Origin of the sequence: Thalassomonas sp. M1454 (genome assembly GCF_007097525.1) — a bacterium.
Lineage (GTDB): Bacteria > Pseudomonadota > Gammaproteobacteria > Enterobacterales > Alteromonadaceae > Thalassotalea_A.
Window position 1 is genome coordinate 637,001 of the sequence record NZ_VKDD01000002.1, and the last position, 16,458, is coordinate 653,458.

At 37.1% G+C, this 16,458-nt stretch carries 14 protein-coding genes; 10 read left to right on the plus strand and 4 right to left on the minus strand.

What is annotated here, in order from left to right:
- Positions 1-187: 187 nt before the first annotated feature.
- From FNN08_RS04815 to FNN08_RS04840, 6 genes are all read left to right on the plus strand, one after another.
- The gene (locus FNN08_RS04815; RefSeq protein WP_143583602.1) at positions 188-613 is read left to right on the plus strand and encodes a TlpA family protein disulfide reductase; all 426 of its coding nucleotides are present in this window, start codon (positions 188-190) and stop codon (positions 611-613) included.
- Between the two features lie 128 nt (positions 614-741).
- Positions 742-1,869: a carboxypeptidase family protein gene (locus FNN08_RS04820; protein WP_143583603.1), complete on the plus strand. Its 1,128-nt coding sequence runs from the start codon at positions 742-744 to the stop codon at positions 1,867-1,869.
- 169 nt (positions 1,870-2,038) lie between these two features.
- Entirely contained in the window at positions 2,039-3,520 is a 1,482-nt protein-coding gene (locus FNN08_RS04825) for an alanine/glycine:cation symporter family protein (protein ID WP_143583604.1), read from the plus strand.
- A 189-nt stretch (positions 3,521-3,709) separates the two neighbouring features.
- Entirely contained in the window at positions 3,710-4,033 is a 324-nt protein-coding gene (locus tag FNN08_RS04830; protein WP_143583605.1) for a hypothetical protein, read from the plus strand.
- A 4-nt stretch (positions 4,034-4,037) separates the two neighbouring features.
- Positions 4,038-4,352: a YeaC family protein gene (locus tag FNN08_RS04835; RefSeq protein ID WP_143583606.1), complete on the plus strand. Its 315-nt coding sequence runs from the start codon at positions 4,038-4,040 to the stop codon at positions 4,350-4,352.
- On the plus strand, positions 4,349-7,156 hold the full coding sequence (locus tag FNN08_RS04840) for a DUF349 domain-containing protein (RefSeq protein WP_143583607.1): 2,808 nt from the start codon (positions 4,349-4,351) through the stop codon (positions 7,154-7,156). The genes FNN08_RS04835 and FNN08_RS04840 overlap by 4 nt, the downstream gene beginning before the upstream one ends.
- Positions 7,157-7,231: 75 nt before the next feature.
- Here the strand turns inward: FNN08_RS04840 and ansA are convergent, their stop codons facing one another.
- Together ansA and sppA are read right to left on the minus strand one after the other, a co-directional pair.
- Entirely contained in the window at positions 7,232-8,239 is a 1,008-nt protein-coding gene (gene ansA / locus FNN08_RS04845) for an asparaginase (protein ID WP_143583608.1), read from the minus strand.
- Between the two features lie 142 nt (positions 8,240-8,381).
- The gene (sppA, locus tag FNN08_RS04850) at positions 8,382-10,253 is read right to left on the minus strand and encodes a signal peptide peptidase SppA (protein ID WP_143583609.1); all 1,872 of its coding nucleotides are present in this window, start codon (positions 10,251-10,253) and stop codon (positions 8,382-8,384) included.
- 185 nt (positions 10,254-10,438) lie between these two features.
- Here sppA and FNN08_RS04855 point away from each other — a divergent pair, with 185 nt between their 5' ends.
- The 3 genes from FNN08_RS04855 (at position 10,439) to FNN08_RS04865 (ending at position 12,259) form a co-directional block, all read left to right on the plus strand.
- Complete coding sequence (locus tag FNN08_RS04855) at positions 10,439-11,140, plus strand: DoxX family protein (RefSeq protein ID WP_143583610.1); 702 nt, start codon at positions 10,439-10,441, stop codon at positions 11,138-11,140.
- Between the two features lie 148 nt (positions 11,141-11,288).
- On the plus strand, positions 11,289-11,840 hold the full coding sequence (locus FNN08_RS04860; RefSeq protein WP_143583611.1) for an NAD(P)H nitroreductase: 552 nt from the start codon (positions 11,289-11,291) through the stop codon (positions 11,838-11,840).
- A gap of 104 nt (positions 11,841-11,944) precedes the next feature.
- Complete coding sequence (locus FNN08_RS04865; protein ID WP_143583612.1) at positions 11,945-12,259, plus strand: pyrimidine/purine nucleoside phosphorylase; 315 nt, start codon at positions 11,945-11,947, stop codon at positions 12,257-12,259.
- A 67-nt stretch (positions 12,260-12,326) separates the two neighbouring features.
- Here FNN08_RS04865 and asnS read toward each other — a convergent pair whose 3' ends face one another.
- Entirely contained in the window at positions 12,327-13,727 is a 1,401-nt protein-coding gene (asnS, locus tag FNN08_RS04870) for an asparagine--tRNA ligase (protein ID WP_143583613.1), read from the minus strand.
- 194 nt (positions 13,728-13,921) lie between these two features.
- Positions 13,922-15,226 (minus strand): adenosylmethionine--8-amino-7-oxononanoate transaminase, encoded by a 1,305-nt coding sequence (gene bioA, locus FNN08_RS04875; protein ID WP_143583614.1) that lies wholly within the window; start codon positions 15,224-15,226, stop codon positions 13,922-13,924.
- 143 nt (positions 15,227-15,369) lie between these two features.
- On the opposite strand from bioA, the gene bioB reads away from it, so the two are divergent.
- Complete coding sequence (bioB, locus tag FNN08_RS04880) at positions 15,370-16,449, plus strand: biotin synthase BioB (RefSeq protein WP_143583615.1); 1,080 nt, start codon at positions 15,370-15,372, stop codon at positions 16,447-16,449.
- Positions 16,450-16,458 lie beyond the last annotated feature (9 nt).

The window sequence follows — 16,458 nt, forward strand, 5'->3', positions numbered from 1 at the left end:
CTATGCTTACCCTATAAAAGTCAGTAACCATGTTACTGACTTTTTTGTTTATCGATTTGTAAGATTGCTTGTTATTAAATCGGCTAACTCCGGTCTATATAATTATGTAGTGCAACAGTAGGTAGTTCAGTTGAAAAGTTTTTTGATACAAGTAATTGTGGTGGTGTTGATTTTTAATAGTGTATCAATGCTGAAAGAGTCCAGTATGCTGTCTTCTTGGCAAGCAGAAGAAGCGCCTGTGTTTTTGTTACCCGATCTTCAAAATAACCCGGTTGAATTAACTCACTCAAATAAGAAAACCGTTGTTTATTTTTTTGCGCCTTGGTGCTCTGTTTGTCGTGTAAGTATTTCTAATTTAGAAATGCTTTATAAATACCAACCAGACATAGAGATTAAAGCCGTTGCGCTCGACTATAGCAACAAAGCTGAAGTTGATGAATTTGCTAAAAATTTAGATTTAACTTTTCCTATCTTGCTCGGCAATAGCAATGTTAAACAAGCTTTTAAAGTAACGGCTTATCCGAGCTATTACGTTATCGATGAGCAAGGCACTGTTGAACATCGCTCGCTAGGATACTCAACAGCTCTGGGTTTATACCTACGTAGTCTGTAGAATTTTACGGTTTGTGTTTAGTCAGCAAAGCTTTACAGTTTACAAACATTTTCGAGAGTAAAAACTTCTGATCAGCAGGCTCATTGTGTACACTTAAGCTAATTTTATTAGCTAAGTAAGAAGACACTATGCAAATTAGTTCAAATTTCGACAGCGGTAATATCCGTGTCATCTCTGCAACATCAAGCAATGATATCCAACTTGAAATTAAACATGATAATGAATCTGATTTTTATCAGTGGTTTCATTTTAAGTTACACAATACCGAACGTGGTGAGCACACGTTAAATATTACCAATGCAGGTAAATCAGCTTATGTTGAAGGCTGGGTAGATTATCAAGCTGTCGCCTCATATGACCGTATTACTTGGTTTAGAGTGCCTACTTCATTTGATGGCGACACCTTAACGATTAAGGTAACACCAGAATGTGACTCTATGTACTTTGCCTACTTTGTACCTTATAGCTATGAACGTCATCAAGATTTGATCCATATGGCACAACTTGATGCCGATTGTCAGCTAGAAGTACTAGGCCAAACACTTGATGGCCGTGATATGTCACTTTTACGTATTGGCGAGCCTGCAGAAGGTAAAGCAAATATCTGGTTAACGGCTCGTCAGCACCCTGGTGAAACTATGGCTGAATGGTTTATGGAAGGTTTTATTGAGCGCTTACTTGACGAAGATGATGGCTTAGCCCGTAACTTAATCGATAATGCCGTATTCTATCTTGTACCTAATATGAACCCTGACGGGAGTGTAAGAGGCCACCTTCGTACTAACGCAGCTGGTGTTAATTTAAACCGTGAATGGCAATCGCCATCATTAGAAAAAAGCCCAGAAGTGTATTTAGTACGAGAAAAAATGCAACAGGTTGGTGTGGATCTACATTTAGACATCCACGGCGATGAAGCACTGCCGGTTAATTTTGTTGCAGGTTGTGAAGGTATTCCTTCATATGATGCTCGACATAAAGCATTAGAAGATAAGTTTAAAGATATCTTACTTGCTATTACTCCTGAATTCCAAGATACCCGCGGTTACGATAAAGATGAGCCAGGTAAAGCTAATTTAACGGTTGGCTCGTCATGGGTTGGTGAAGAGTTTAAGTGTTTAGCTTTTACTGTGGAGATGCCATTTAAGGATAATGACTTATTACCTGACCCAATTGTTGGTTGGAATGATGCTCGAAGCAGTATTCTTGGTCGTGATACTTTAACGGCGATCTATCATGTATTAGATGACTTAAGATAAGTTTTATCGTACATTGTTGAATAACTACAACAAGCTACATTAATAACGGGCCGTAAGGTCCTTTATTTTATTTATATTTATTAATGCACTTGTTGTTTATATTTTCCACCACATTAAATTTTTCAGTTGTGGTGTACTTTTAAAATTATAATAAAAATTGAGGTTTATTTTGATAGAAACTATTGATTATCTAAATAGTATTATTTGGAGTTCGTGGCTTATTTATCTGTGTTTAGGTGCAGGTGTTTTCTTTTCGATAATGACTCGTTTTGCGCAAGTAAGACACTTTCGTGAAATGGTTCGCTTACTACTTTCAGGGAAAAGCTCTGACTCTGGTATTTCATCTTTCCAAGCTTTAGCTGTATCTTTATCTGGCCGTGTTGGTACAGGTAATATCGCTGGTGTTGCTGCAGCTATCGGCTTTGGTGGTCCAGGTGCGGTTTTTTGGATGTGGGTTGTGGCATTTTTTGGCGCGGCAACGGCATACATTGAGTCAACCAATGCTCAAATTTATAAAGAAGTAGACGACGAAGGTACTTACCGTGGTGGTCCAGCTTACTATATAGAAAAGGCTCTTGGTCAGAAATGGTACGCATGGATTTTTGCATTATCAACCATCCTTGCTTGTGGTTTATTACTACCGGTTGTGCAATCAAATGGTATTGGTGATGCCTTTGTTAATGTATTTGGTGCGGGTGCATCAGTAGATTCATTCTTAGGTGAATTATCTATGACCAAGGTATACGCCGCAGTTGGTATTGTACTATTACTTGGTTTTATTATTTTTGGTGGGGTAAAACGTATTGCCCACTTTACACAAGTTGTTGTGCCATTTATGGCGCTTGCTTACATCATTATTGCTTGTAGCATGATTGCTCTTCATATCGATATGCTACCTTCAATATTTATGTCAATCATTAGCGACGCTTTTACTCCTATGGCTGGCTTTGGTGCGGCAATTGGTTGGGGTGTTAAACGTGGTGTTTACTCTAATGAAGCAGGTCAGGGTACAGGTCCTCATGCGGCTGCTGCGGCAGAAGTTGATCACCCAGCACAACAAGGTTTAGTACAAGCATTCTCTGTTTATATTGATACTTTATTTGTTTGTTCTGCAACTGCATTTATGATCTTAATCACTAACTCATACAATGTTATGCCTGAAGGTTCATCTACTTTTGTTGTCCAAAACTTAGCTGCTGATGTGGTTATTAATGGCCCTGCATTTACTCAGATTGCCGTGGACAGTGTATTAGCTGGATTTGGTAAACCATTTATTGCTATTGCATTATTCTTCTTCGCATTTACTACGGTATTAGCGTACTACTTTATTGCTGAAAATAATGTTACTTACATCAACAAAACCATTAAAATTCCAGCGTTAAGATTCTTGTTAAAAGTTGCTATTATGGCCGCGGTATTCTACGGCACTGTAGCTCAACCAAGCTCGGCTTGGGGTCTTGGTGATATTGGTGTTGGCTTAATGGCTTGGTTAAATATTATTGCCATAATCCTAATTTTTGCTACTGCAAAACCAGCAATCAAAGCGCTTCGTGATTACGAACGTCAACAGAAAGACGGTGTGAGTAAATACACCTTTGATCCTGAAAAATTAGGCATTAAAAACGCTGATTTATGGAAAGATAAACTTTAATTTACGATTAATGAAAAAAAAATTGTAAAAACCTAAAAAAACACCCGCAGGGTGTTTTTTTTTCGGGTAAAATCAGCAATAAATTTTAATACCAGTTCTCTTAATTAATTGGTCTACTTTTTCATTTTAACCATTAAAAATGATCAGTTAGTTATGAGGATTGGTATAATTCCCAAATAAGAGGTGTTTATGGCGCTAATAAATTGCCCAAATTGTTCAACTCGAATTTCATCAAAAGCCGCGGTTTGTAGTAAATGTTCAACCGTATTAGGTGAGATGAGCGAGGAACAACGTCTTAATTTAAAACAAATAACTATCATCGAAAAGTCAGCCAAGTTGATGAACGAATCAATGATCGCTATGTTATTGTTTTGTGGTGGCTTTGGTTTTATGTTTTGGGGTGAACCGGCGCCAGATTCATGGCAATATAGCATCTCTGTCGGGACATCTGTACTTGGCTTTTGTTGGTATATTATTAACCGTGTGCGCCTTATTTTATTAAAGAAGAAGTAAACGTATGAATTTATTAGCTGCTGTAGAAAATATGACATTTGAAATGTACGAACGTTTAAAGTTCGCTGCAGAAACAGGTAAATGGCCAGAAGGTGTTGAAGTTGAACAAGCGCAAAGAGAGTCTGCTTTGCAATTATCAATGGCATATCAGGCAAGACACCTTAATAGTGACGACAATATGACTATCGGCCCTGATGGTGAAATCGTCCACAAAAGTAAATCAGAACTAAAAAAACAATTTAAACAAGCATCAGTAGATAGTTTAAATGACAACACTAATAACAACGCAGAAGACATTGCTAGGTTCACCAATTTATGATTTTAACTAAGTTTTTTAAGCCAAAATGGCAACACCAAGATGCGCCTGTACGCATCACCGCTTTAAACTCTTTGTCGCTCGATAATAGTGAGCACATTGCCATATTAGAAAACTTAGTTGCCAATGATGAAAGTGAACTCGTTCGTCGCGCAGCGCTTATTAAACTTAACCAATACAAGTTTTGGCTTAAGGCAAGTAAAGATAATTCAAAATCTGCAATAAAAGCATTTGCTCGAGCTAAAGTGCAAGAACAAATTCTTGTTCAGGGCACAGGCAAACTTGAGCTTCAAGTTAAAAAAGACTTTTTAGAGCAATGTGATAAAACAGCTTTTCTTGAGCAATGGCTATTAGTTGAGCAAGAGCACAGCTTAGTTGAAATGCTGCTTGAGAAAGTAAATAAACCACATCTACTTATACAGTTTTTTATTAACTGCAATAATGAAGCACTACAGTTAACTTTATTATCAAGATTTGACACTGTAGAGCAACTTGAAAAACTCGCTAAAAAAATAACCAATACCGCTGTAGCTAGTGAGATAAACGCTAAACTTGACAGATTAAACCAAGCTATCGAAAAGCCAATCAAATTAAAGAAACAATGCCAGTTAGTGTTGTCTAAATTACTTGCCTTAAAAGATCTTAATGATTATGTCGATATGCGCGACCGTAAAGTAGCTCTAGAACAAGAATGGCAGCAATTAGTTGCAGATATTGATTGTTTAACCGCTAGCGATAAAACAGAGTTATTAGCTAAATATGATGCTATCACTAAGCAATTGACTAAAAATTTCGCTGTACAAGAAGAAGCTTATCAACACCAACAATTTATTCTTGAACAGGCTCAAAAAAAGCAACAGCAGCTTAATAACCTTAATGAAAAAGTTACTTTAATTTCTAAGCAAATTACCCAAGCTGTGTTTGAAAATATTAGTATTGATGAAGCTAAGTTAGAAGCAGAGTTAGTTGCTGTAAAGCAAGAAACTCAGTCATCGGATATTAGTAACCTAGATCAACAAAAACTCTTTGAGCAGTTAGATAAGTTAGCAAAAAAACTAAAACAACTACCACACGTCGCCCAATGTGTTAGTGATGCAACGTCTTTAATTTCTAAATTATCTACCTTAGCCTTACCAACGAATATTGAAGAATTAAACCTACGTAAACCAGTCTTTGATGACTGGTTAGGGCAGTGGCAGCGTATTGATAACTTAGTTGATGACATTCTACCCGAATCGATAGTTTCAGCCAGAAAAGAACTTGAATCGACATGGCAACAAGCTTTAAAACCATTAGTTAAAGAGCAAGAGAGTTCTTTTAATCTAGTTGGTAAAAAAATATCTGAATTAAAGCGTTTAATTAATTTTGGTAAATATAAGTCTGCGTTTGGCTTACATAAAAAATTAACTTTTATGATCGAGTCATTATCTGCTAAACAGCAAGAGCGTTTACAAAAAGATTTTGCTGTAGTTTCGGATAAAATTAATGAGTTACATGAACTTGAGTCGTTTATCGTTACCCCTAAAAAGCAGCAAGCATTAGATGATATTTTAAAGCTAATTAATGCTCCTTTGGAAAATCCTCTTGAGCAAGCCAAAGAAGTTAAACGCTTTCGCAAGCACTGGAATAATTTAGGCCGCGCTGATGAATCAATGGAAGCTGACTTAAACAACAAATTCAACGAATTAATTGAATTAGCTTTCGCTCCATGTCGTGCATTTTATGGCGAGCAAGCCAAGATAAGAGAAACTAACCTTCGCGCCAAACAAGACGTTATTGCGAAACTACAAGCGCTTAACACAGAACTTAATAATTCTGAGGTCAACTATAAACAAATAGATACTCGCTTACATAAACTTATTCTCGAGTGGCGCGATATTGGTGAGGTTGATAGAGAGCAACAACAAGTTATTAGTAAACAGTTTTCAGCATTAGTTGACCCGGTTCGTAGTGCGGTAACTGCTTATCATGAAGATAATGCCAGTGCGAAAACTCAATTAATCAACAAAGCTAAGTTAGAATTAGAAAACGAAGATGTATTTAGTGCCATTAATAATTTAAAAAATCTTCAAAAACAATGGACTACAATCGAGTACGCTGGTAAAAACAAAGAAAACCAGTTATGGCAGGCATTTCGAAAAATTAATGATCAAGTCTTTAGTCGTCGTGATGCGGTTAAAGAGACAGAGCAAAAACAAAGACAAGAACAATCGGCCCAGCTTGAGCAAGAATGTAACGATGTCTTAGCTAAGTTTTCTGCTGCGGGTAATATCGCTGATTTAACTGCAAGTAAACAAGAGCTGAACACATTTGCTGATAAATTATCTAAGCAAACACCTGTGCATAAAGGTTTAGTTAATAAAGTTAAACGTGGTATTGATGATTTAAACACGAAATTAAAAACACTAGAAAATGACAAGAAAAAAGCACATTTTTTGAATTTATTTAGTGTTATAGAAAATATCGTTTCAGGTAAGTTAGCTAATGATGAACTTGCCAATGATGAACAGTTTTTACAATTAAATAAGCATTGGCAAAAAGTTGTAAGTAAAAACTGCAATGTTGAAGCTGATTTAACGAAGCAAGCAGTACTTACACTTGAGCTAGAAATATTAGCCGACGTTGAAACGCCAAAAGCATTGTTAGCTGAGCGCATGCAAGTACAAGTAAGTATGTTAGCAGATAAGCTTAAATCGGGAGAGGCTGTTTCACTTAACTCTAAATTGGAAGAGTGGATAAACAGTGGTTTACAATCAAACGAGCTACAAGCTTTTGTAACCCGTATTAAACCAATTTTTATAGGCTGATCAGTTATCCATTTCAGCATAATAAAAGCGAGTATACTTAATGGTATACTCGCTTTTTAGTTTGTTCATTAATGGTTATAACGTTAGCTCGCCACGTAAATTTTGACCCATTTGAATTCTTATTTCTTCTGCGCTGAAACCTTTACTCAATAGGTAATGTAACTTAGTTAGAGCTGCTTCTAATGTCATATCTAAGCCACTTGTCACATTACATTTGCTTAAAGCATCGCCGGTAGCATAACCACCCATGTTTACTTTGCCCTTAACACACTGGGTACAATTGACAATAATGATGCCTCGATCGGTTGCATCCTTAAGCAACGCAAGTAACTCTGGATTTTGCGGAGCATTACCAACACCGTAACTGAGGACTATTAACGCTTTAACAGGTTGTTGGATCACATTGGCAATGAGTTTTGTTGAGATACCTGGATATAAATGGACAACCCCAATTGGCTGCTCAGTAATATTACTTACCGTTAAACTATCTTCATGACTAGTGGCAATAGCGCCGGCTAAAACCTTAATATTTATACCCGCTTCAAGTAGTGGTGGCATGTTTGGCGAGTCAAACGCATTAAAACCATCAGCATAGGCCTTAATGCAACGGTTACCACGATAAAGGTTGTTATTAAAAAATAACGACACTTCATTAATAGGGTAATTGGCAGCAATATATAACGCATTAAGTAAGTTTTCTTGACCGTCAGAGCGCAGTTGAGCAAGGGGGATTTGAGAGCCGGTAACAATAACCGGTTTGGTTAAGTCTTCAAGCATAAAAGACAGCGCAGAGCTGGTATAAGCCATAGTGTCTGTGCCATGTAACACAACAAAGGCATCATAGTATTGATAGTTAGCTTTTATATCATCCGCAATTAATTGCCAATCAGCAGGCGTCATATTTGATGAATCAATAAGAGGAGAGTACTCATTGATAGTAAATAATGGCATTTCTTGGCGATGAAAGTCAGGCATCTTTGCTACTGACTCGGTTAAATGTCCTTTAACCGGGACAAAACCATTGTCACTAGCTTTCATACCGATAGTACCGCCGGTATAAGCAATGTATATATTTTTTCTCATACTATGTTCAACTCAAAATCAAGAGGGTCAGATCAACTTGAAACTCATTACTGTTTAACGATTAGTTTACGCAAATAAAAAAGCCCCAGAAAACTGGGGCTATAATAACAACTTACTCTGTAGAGTTTAACTGTTAAGTGATTTAATTAATCTCACAAGTTAAACAGACTGAGTAGATCCCGCGAGGATCATTTAATTGGTTGATTTTTTCATACTCATTAACTAAATCAGCAATCATTTGTTGTAGAGCAGGGTTGTAGGCCGTACTTTGATTTAATGTATCTGCTGGTATGAATGCTTTTGCTTGGTCTAATAAATTACGCAAAAATAGATCTTTAGCTGAAACTTCTTGCTCAATTAACAAGGTGTCATACATCTTTAATCCGGCGCGATCAGCTGCAGCAGCGATTGCATCATCTAAACCACCTAATTTATCAACTAAGCCAATCTCTTGTCCTTTTGCACCGGTCCATACTCGACCCTGAGCTATTTTATCGACATCTTCAGGCGACATATTACGATTTTCGGCAACAAGAGTGATAAAGTTCTTATAACCTCTATTAATGCTTGCTTGAATAATGTGGCCGATATCTTCATTAAGAGGACGCGTAACACCTAATCCAGCTAGATCAGTAGTACCAACACCATCAGTATGAATGCCTAATTTATCCAGTGCTTTTTCAAATGTCATAAACATACCAAAAATACCGATAGAGCCAGTAATCGTATTTGGTGATGCCCAAATCTCATTTGCCGAAGCAGAAATCCAGTATCCACCAGATGCCGCATATTGGCCCATAGAGGCAATAACAGGCTTGCCTGCCGCTTTAATTAGTTCAACTTCTTGACGAATTATCTCTGACGCATAAGCACTACCGCCTGGGCTATCCACACGTAAAACTACTGCTTTTACTTTATCATTTAATCGAGCCTTTCTAAGAAGTAGTGCGGTACTGTCACCGCCAACGGTACCAGGTTTTTGATGACCATTTAAAATAGCGCCTTTAGCAACAATAACCGCTACTTTATCTGTTAAAGGATTTACCATAGGGTATGGATTTTTTGTTGCTTTTACATAATCTTTAAAGTGAATTTGATTGTAATGAGAGCCTTTTTCCGCTTTACCCACTTTTGAAATCATATCCAGGCGGATATCTTCACGAGTACGTAACTCATCAATTAGGCCTGCTGCTTTTGCGTATTGGCCAAAGCTACCGTCGGCAAGTTTAATTTTTTCTAACAAACCAGCAGCGGTTTCATCAAAATCATCGGTGGTAAGGTTTCTTGCTTGTGCTATGTCATATTTATAACTATTCCATAAAGAAGATAACCACGCTCGGTTTGCTTCTTTAGCTGGCTCAGACATATCATCACGAATATAAGGTTCGATTGCAGATTTATAAGTACCGACTTTAAATATGTGTTGGGTGATATTTAGTTTATCTAGCGCGGCTTTATAGTAAGTTCTGTAGCGTCCATAACCTTCTAAAATAACAGCACCTTCAGGGTTTAACCAAACTTTATCGGCATGCGCTGCTAGATAGTATTGGTCTTGAGTGAAATAATCACCATAGGCAATCACTTCTTTACCGCTTTCTTTAAACTCATTAATAGATGCAGCAATTTCTTGTAAATGAGTTAAGCCTGCACGACGCAGGTTTTGTGGGTAAATAACCAATGTAGAGATACGTTTGTCATCTTTTGCTGTAGCCAATACTTCTTTGATATCAGCCAGTAATATTTCAGGATTTTCTTCTTCTTTACCTAATGCTTCAGACATAAGGGCATCTGCAGGATCAACTTGTTTTTTCTGCTCTACGATGTCGCCTTTAAGATCTAAAATTAACGCTGTATTGCTAGGAACTACAATTTTATCTGAGTCATCAAAAATTGCGCCAAACACAGCAAATAGAATGACAAAGAAGATTAAATTTAGAATTAACTTTCTTGTAGTGTTGATGAGCATCCATAACTTTTTGAAAACTCTTTTAATAATGCTTGGTTTTTCAGACATATATCCTCACGTCTTAATGTTATTAATATCATAATCATACAATGGTATTGCAAAAAGATCTTTCATATAAGGCTTATTTTAATGAATAGTTACAATTAAATTATTTTTAACATTAGATAAGTTGATGAAATTAAATATGAACTACAATGTTCTTATAAGTATGGTTAAATTCTATAAGGATGGTGATGAATATTATTTCATTATTTAATAAAACAATTGCTAAGTTACTTAAAGGTGATGCAATACCAGCTATTTTATTAAGGCTTTATTTAGCTCCTGTGTTTATTATTGCTGGCTATAATAAGATGCAATTTTCTAATCATGACCTAAATTTTATCGAACAACTTTTCGCAGATCCAAGCATTGTCGCCTGGTTTGGTAATAGTGAATGGGGCTTAGGTATGCCTTTTCCTGAGTTACTTGCAAACTTAGCTGCATGGACAGAGTTTTTTGGTGGTTGGTTACTTTTGGTTGGTTTAGCAACTCGCTTAATTAGTATTCCATTGATGTTTACCATGATAATAGCTGCAACCTCTGTTCATTTGGATAACGGTTGGTATGCGTTAACACCGACAAACTCAGATACAAGTTCGGCTAAAGTATTTTCATGGTTAGGTTTTGAAAGTGCAGATGCAAGCCTAGAAAATAGTGATAAAGCGGCGGTAAGAATTTCGAAAATTAAAGATATTATTGATGAAAATGGCAGCCCTGATTGGTTATACGAAACTGGCAACGTAGTTTTACTCAATAACGGCATTGAGTTTGCCGCAACATATTTTATTATGTTGATGGCATTATTTTTTATTGGAGCAGGGCGTTTTGTCAGTATTGACTATTGGTTATTTAAAAGTGATCCACAACAAGCCTCTAACCGTATAGAAGAATAGTATTGTACATACTTGTTTAATATTTTGAATTAGTTCCCTTGATCCCAACCTATGTTGGGATTTTTTTATTGGTAAATCCTACTTCTGCTTGTGCTTTTATGGTATTTTCTTTTAACTCAATTACGCAGCACATTTTACAAAATCAGTTATGACCCCAATCCAATTCTTAATAAATCGTCAATCTTGTTCCGCTTTATCTGCACCAGGTCCAAATGATGAACAGCTAAACGCTATATTAAATGCAGCAATGGCATCTCCAGATCATGCAGGTCTTGCTCCTTATCATTTTCACGTTATTAGTGGTGATGGTTTAGATAAATTGTCCGCGGTTTACCAAAAAGCGATTAAAGCCACTACTGACAATGAGCTTAAAATAGAAAAGTCTAAAAAAATGGCATATCGAGCACCAATGACTATTGTTGTTTCAACTAAATTTCAGCAACATCCTAAAGTACCTGTACAAGAACAATTAATGACCGCAGGTTGTGCGACCCACGCAATGCAAATGGCTTGTGTGGCATTAGGTTTTGGCGCTATTTGGCGAAGCGGTGATTTAGCTTATAGTGATATTGTTAAGCAAGAGCTTGGTATTAAACTTGATGACGAGATTGTCGGCTTTTTATATATAGGTACAGCAACAAAAGACTGTACACAAAAAGTAAGAAAAACGGCTGAGCCATTCACAACCTATTGGCGATAAACGTATAGATCAAATGCTTATGATTTAGTTATTTAGATTATTATTCTGTTGGTTTTAAAGTTGATAAATTAGCCTTAATAAACTTTATAACAAATAGGTGTTCTATGTCACAGCTTGACAATGTAAGTGTAATTAAAAAAGTAAATTCATATTTTGATGGTAACGTTACCAGTCGCTCTATTATTTTAGCTAATGGCGAACAGTGTTCTCTTGGTGTTATGTTACCTGGTGAATATGAGTTTTCTACCGCAGATAAAGAAATAATGGATATTCAGTCAGGCAAACTGCAAGTGTTATTAGCAGACAGTGAAGAGTGGATTGATATTGAAGGGGAATACTCTTTTGAAGTACCGGCAAATTCTAGTTTTAAATTAAATGTTGAACAGCTTACAGATTACTGTTGCAGTTATATAAAATAGACTAAAATTAATCCTAAAAAAAACGCTACTTAAAGGTAGCGTTTTTTTGTTTGAATTCTAAATATTATTAGAAAGCAGCATTGTTTGGTGTACGTGGGAATGGAATAACGTCACGAACGTTGCCCATACCTGTTGCGTATGCAACTAAACGTTCAAAGCCTAAACCAAAACCGGCATGAGGTACTGTACCGTAGCGACGTAAGTCACGGTACCAAGAGTAATCTTCTTGATTTAAGCCCATTTCTTCTAAACGTTGATCTAACACATCTAAACGTTCTTCACGCTGAGCACCGCCGATGATTTCACCAATACCTGGCGCAAGTACGTCCATAGCCGCAACTGTTTTACCGTCATCATTTAAACGCATGTAGAATGCTTTAATGTCTTTCGGGTAGTTCATTAATACTAATGGACCTTTAACGTATTCTTCAGCTAAGTAACGTTCGTGTTCAGAGTTTAAATCTACACCCCATTCAACTTTGTTTTCAAACTTCTTGCCACTCTTTAATAGAATGTCGATTGCGTCGGTGTAATCCATACGCACAAAGTCAGAATTAACCACTGAATTTAAACGGTCGATAACAGTTTTATCAACACGTTGTTGGAAGAATGCCATATCATCAGCACGCTCTTCTAACACGGCTTTAAACACGTAACGTAACATGTCTTCTGCAAGTGTTGCGGCATCAGATAAATCAGCAAATGCGATTTCTGGTTCCATCATCCAAAACTCAGCTAAATGACGAGTAGTGTTTGAGTTTTCCGCGCGGAAAGTAGGACCAAATGTGTAAACTTTTGACATAGCACAAGCTAAAGTTTCAGCATTTAACTGACCAGATACGGTTAAGAATGTTTCTTTACCGAAGAAGTCTTGTTTGTAATCAACAGCGCCTTTATCATCTAAAGGCAAGTTTTCTAAATCTAATGTGCTTACGCGGAACATTTCGCCAGCACCTTCAGTGTCACTACCTGTGATAAGAGGCGTACTGATCCAGTTGTAACCTTGTTCATGCATAAAGCGGTGAATCGCCTGTGCTAAACAGTTACGAACACGAGTTACGGCGCCGCCGATATTTGTACGGTTACGAAGGTGAGCGTGTTCACGTAAGAATTCGAGACTGTGGCGTTTTGCTGCCATAGGGTAAGTATCTGGGTCTTCAACAAATCCTAGTACTTCAACTTTCGTTGCTTGAATTTCGAAAGACTGACCTTTACCTTGTGATTCAACTAAAGTACCTGTTACGGCAACAGAGGCACCCGTAGTTACTTTTAAAACTTCGTCATTATAATTTTCAAGATCGCTAGGTACAACTGCTTGAATAGGATCAAAACATGAACCATCGTGAATTGCTAAAAATGAAATTCCTGCTTTAGAATCTCGACGCGTTCTTATCCAACCCTTAACTGTTACTGTTTCTTGCACAGCAAATTTACCAGCTAGGACATCAGTAATTGGAGCAACTGACATTAGTGACCTCGTTTATTATAAAAAATGTATGGTTTGATCTTCATCGATCATGACAGGCTATTTTACCTACAGAGGAAATAGACTCAAGTAATTCTTAGCGTTAAAGTCGTTAATATTCATAATAATTACGACTTTATACGTATATTGTACAAAAATTGCCAAATTCAAGGGCTTATCAATGGCATCACGCACAATTAGTTTTTATTAAAAACCTGTTCACAGGCAATAACGTTGGCCATTACAGAGGTTAATTTGGTTAATTCATCCGCTTTAATAACAAAAGGCGGCATTATATAAATTAACTTACCAAAAGGTCTGATCCAAACACCATTTTCCACAAACATTTTCTGAATAAATGCCATGTTTACTGGATACTTGGCCTCGATAACACCTATAGCCCCTAAAACACGGACATCAGCAACGTTTTCATGGCTATTTAAAGGTAACAACTCAGCCTTTAATTGTGTTTCAATATTACTGACTTGCTCACACCAATTGTTATCAATTAATAGTTTTAAGCTTGCATTAGCAGCGGCACAGGCAAGCGGGTTGCCCATAAACGTTGGACCATGCATAAATACGCCAGCTTCACCTTTACTGATAGTTTCGGCCACATCTGTTGTACATAATGTAGCTGCAAGTGTCATGTAACCGCCGGTAAGTGCCTTACCTAAGCATAGGATGTCAGGCGTTATATTGGCATGTTCACATGCGAATAATTTTCCGGTACGGCCAAATCCGGTGGCAATTTCATCAGCAATTAGTAGTACGTCATATTGATCACATAATTCTCTACAGGCTTTAAGGTATTTGCTATGGTAAAAGCGCATGCCACCAGCGCCTTGCACTATCGGCTCTAGGATAAGTGCGGCGATGTTTTGATGATTTTGCTCAAACTGAGATTTTAAACTCACTAAGTCGTTTTCATCAAACGTTTGTCCAAAGCTAACTTGCGGGGCATCGGCAAAGTAGTTTTCGGTCATAAAACCACTAAACAATTGGTGCATGCCATTAACTGGATCACAAACAGACATAGCGCCTAATGTATCACCGTGATAACCATTTTTAATGGTTAATAAGCGAGTCTTTTCGGTTTTACCTTTACTGTGTTGATATTGCAGCGCCATCTTTATAGCAACTTCAACCGCAACCGAGCCACTATCTGCAAGGAACACTTTATCTAGCCCTGAAGGCGTAAGTTCAACTAAGGTTTTACATAGGTTTATCGCTGGCTCGTGAGTTAAGCCGCCAAACATCACATGACTAAAGGTATCGACTTGTTGCTTTATTGCATTATTTAAAACCGGGTTATTATAACCATGAACAACTGACCACCAAGAAGACATACCATCAATAACTTTTTCACCACTTGCAAGTTGTAAATGTACGCCTTTGGCTGATTCAACCATAAAGGAAGGTAGTGGGTTAGTCATAGATGTATAAGGGTGCCAAATATGATCTTGGTCATATTGCAATAACTCTGTACAATTATTAATCATTAGTTAACTATTCTTTTTGTGTTACGTTGACAGCAATGTTGATGTCGCTAGACTAACCGTTAATTTAATATGATGCAATACAGCAACTCTATTGGTTTACAGCGAAAAGCTAAAGCCGATATTTAATTAGGTAATACTTTGCTATGACTACTCCAACAACTATAAAAACTAATTTTCCAGTACGTAATGACTGGACTGTAGCGCAAGTACAAGCGTTATTCGATTTGCCATTTAATGATTTAATGTTTCAGGCACAAACCGCTCATCGTGAAAACTTTAATCCGAATGAAGTACAAGTGAGTACGTTACTTTCAATTAAGACTGGTGCTTGTCCAGAAGACTGTAAGTACTGCTCTCAAAGCGCAAGATATAACACTGACATTGAAAAAGAAAAATTAATGGAAGTTGAAAATGTATTAGAAGCAGCCAAGAAAGCTAAGGCTCAAGGTTCAACCCGTTTTTGTATGGGCGCAGGTTGGAGAAACCCTAAAGCCAGAGATATGCCGCATATCGTTAAAATGGTTGAAGGTGTACGTGAAATGGGTTTAGAAACTTGTATGACACTTGGTATGCTTGATGAAGAGCAAGCCAATACATTGCAAGAAGCTGGTCTTGACTATTACAATCACAATTTAGATACATCGCCAGAGCATTACAATCAAATTATCACTACTCGCACTTATCAAGATCGTTTAGACACATTATCTAATGTACGAAATGCCGGTATGAAGGTATGTAGCGGCGGAATTATGGGCCTTGGTGAAAGTAGTACTGATCGGGCATCATTATTAGTGCAACTTGCTAACCTTGATAAGCAGCCTGAAAGTGTTCCGATGAATATGCTGGTAAAAATTGATGGTACACCGTTAGAAAATGTTGAAGATCTTGAGCATTTTGATTTTATTCGTTGTATTGCTGTAGCTCGTATTATGATGCCTAAATCACATGTACGTTTATCAGCTGGTCGTGACGCAATGAACGAGCAAATGCAAGCAATGTGCTTTTTAGCCGGTGCAAACTCAATATTTTACGGTTGTAAGCTACTTACTACTGACAACCCAGAAGCTGATTCAGACATGATGCTATTTAAAAAGCTAGGCATTAATACCGAACGTTTAAATGCAGTATCTGAGCAACAACAGCAAATTGAAGCTAATTCATTACGTACAGCCATAGTAAATAATGAAAACAAAGACTTATTTTACGACGCAAGTGCTAGTTAGTAGCTCTTG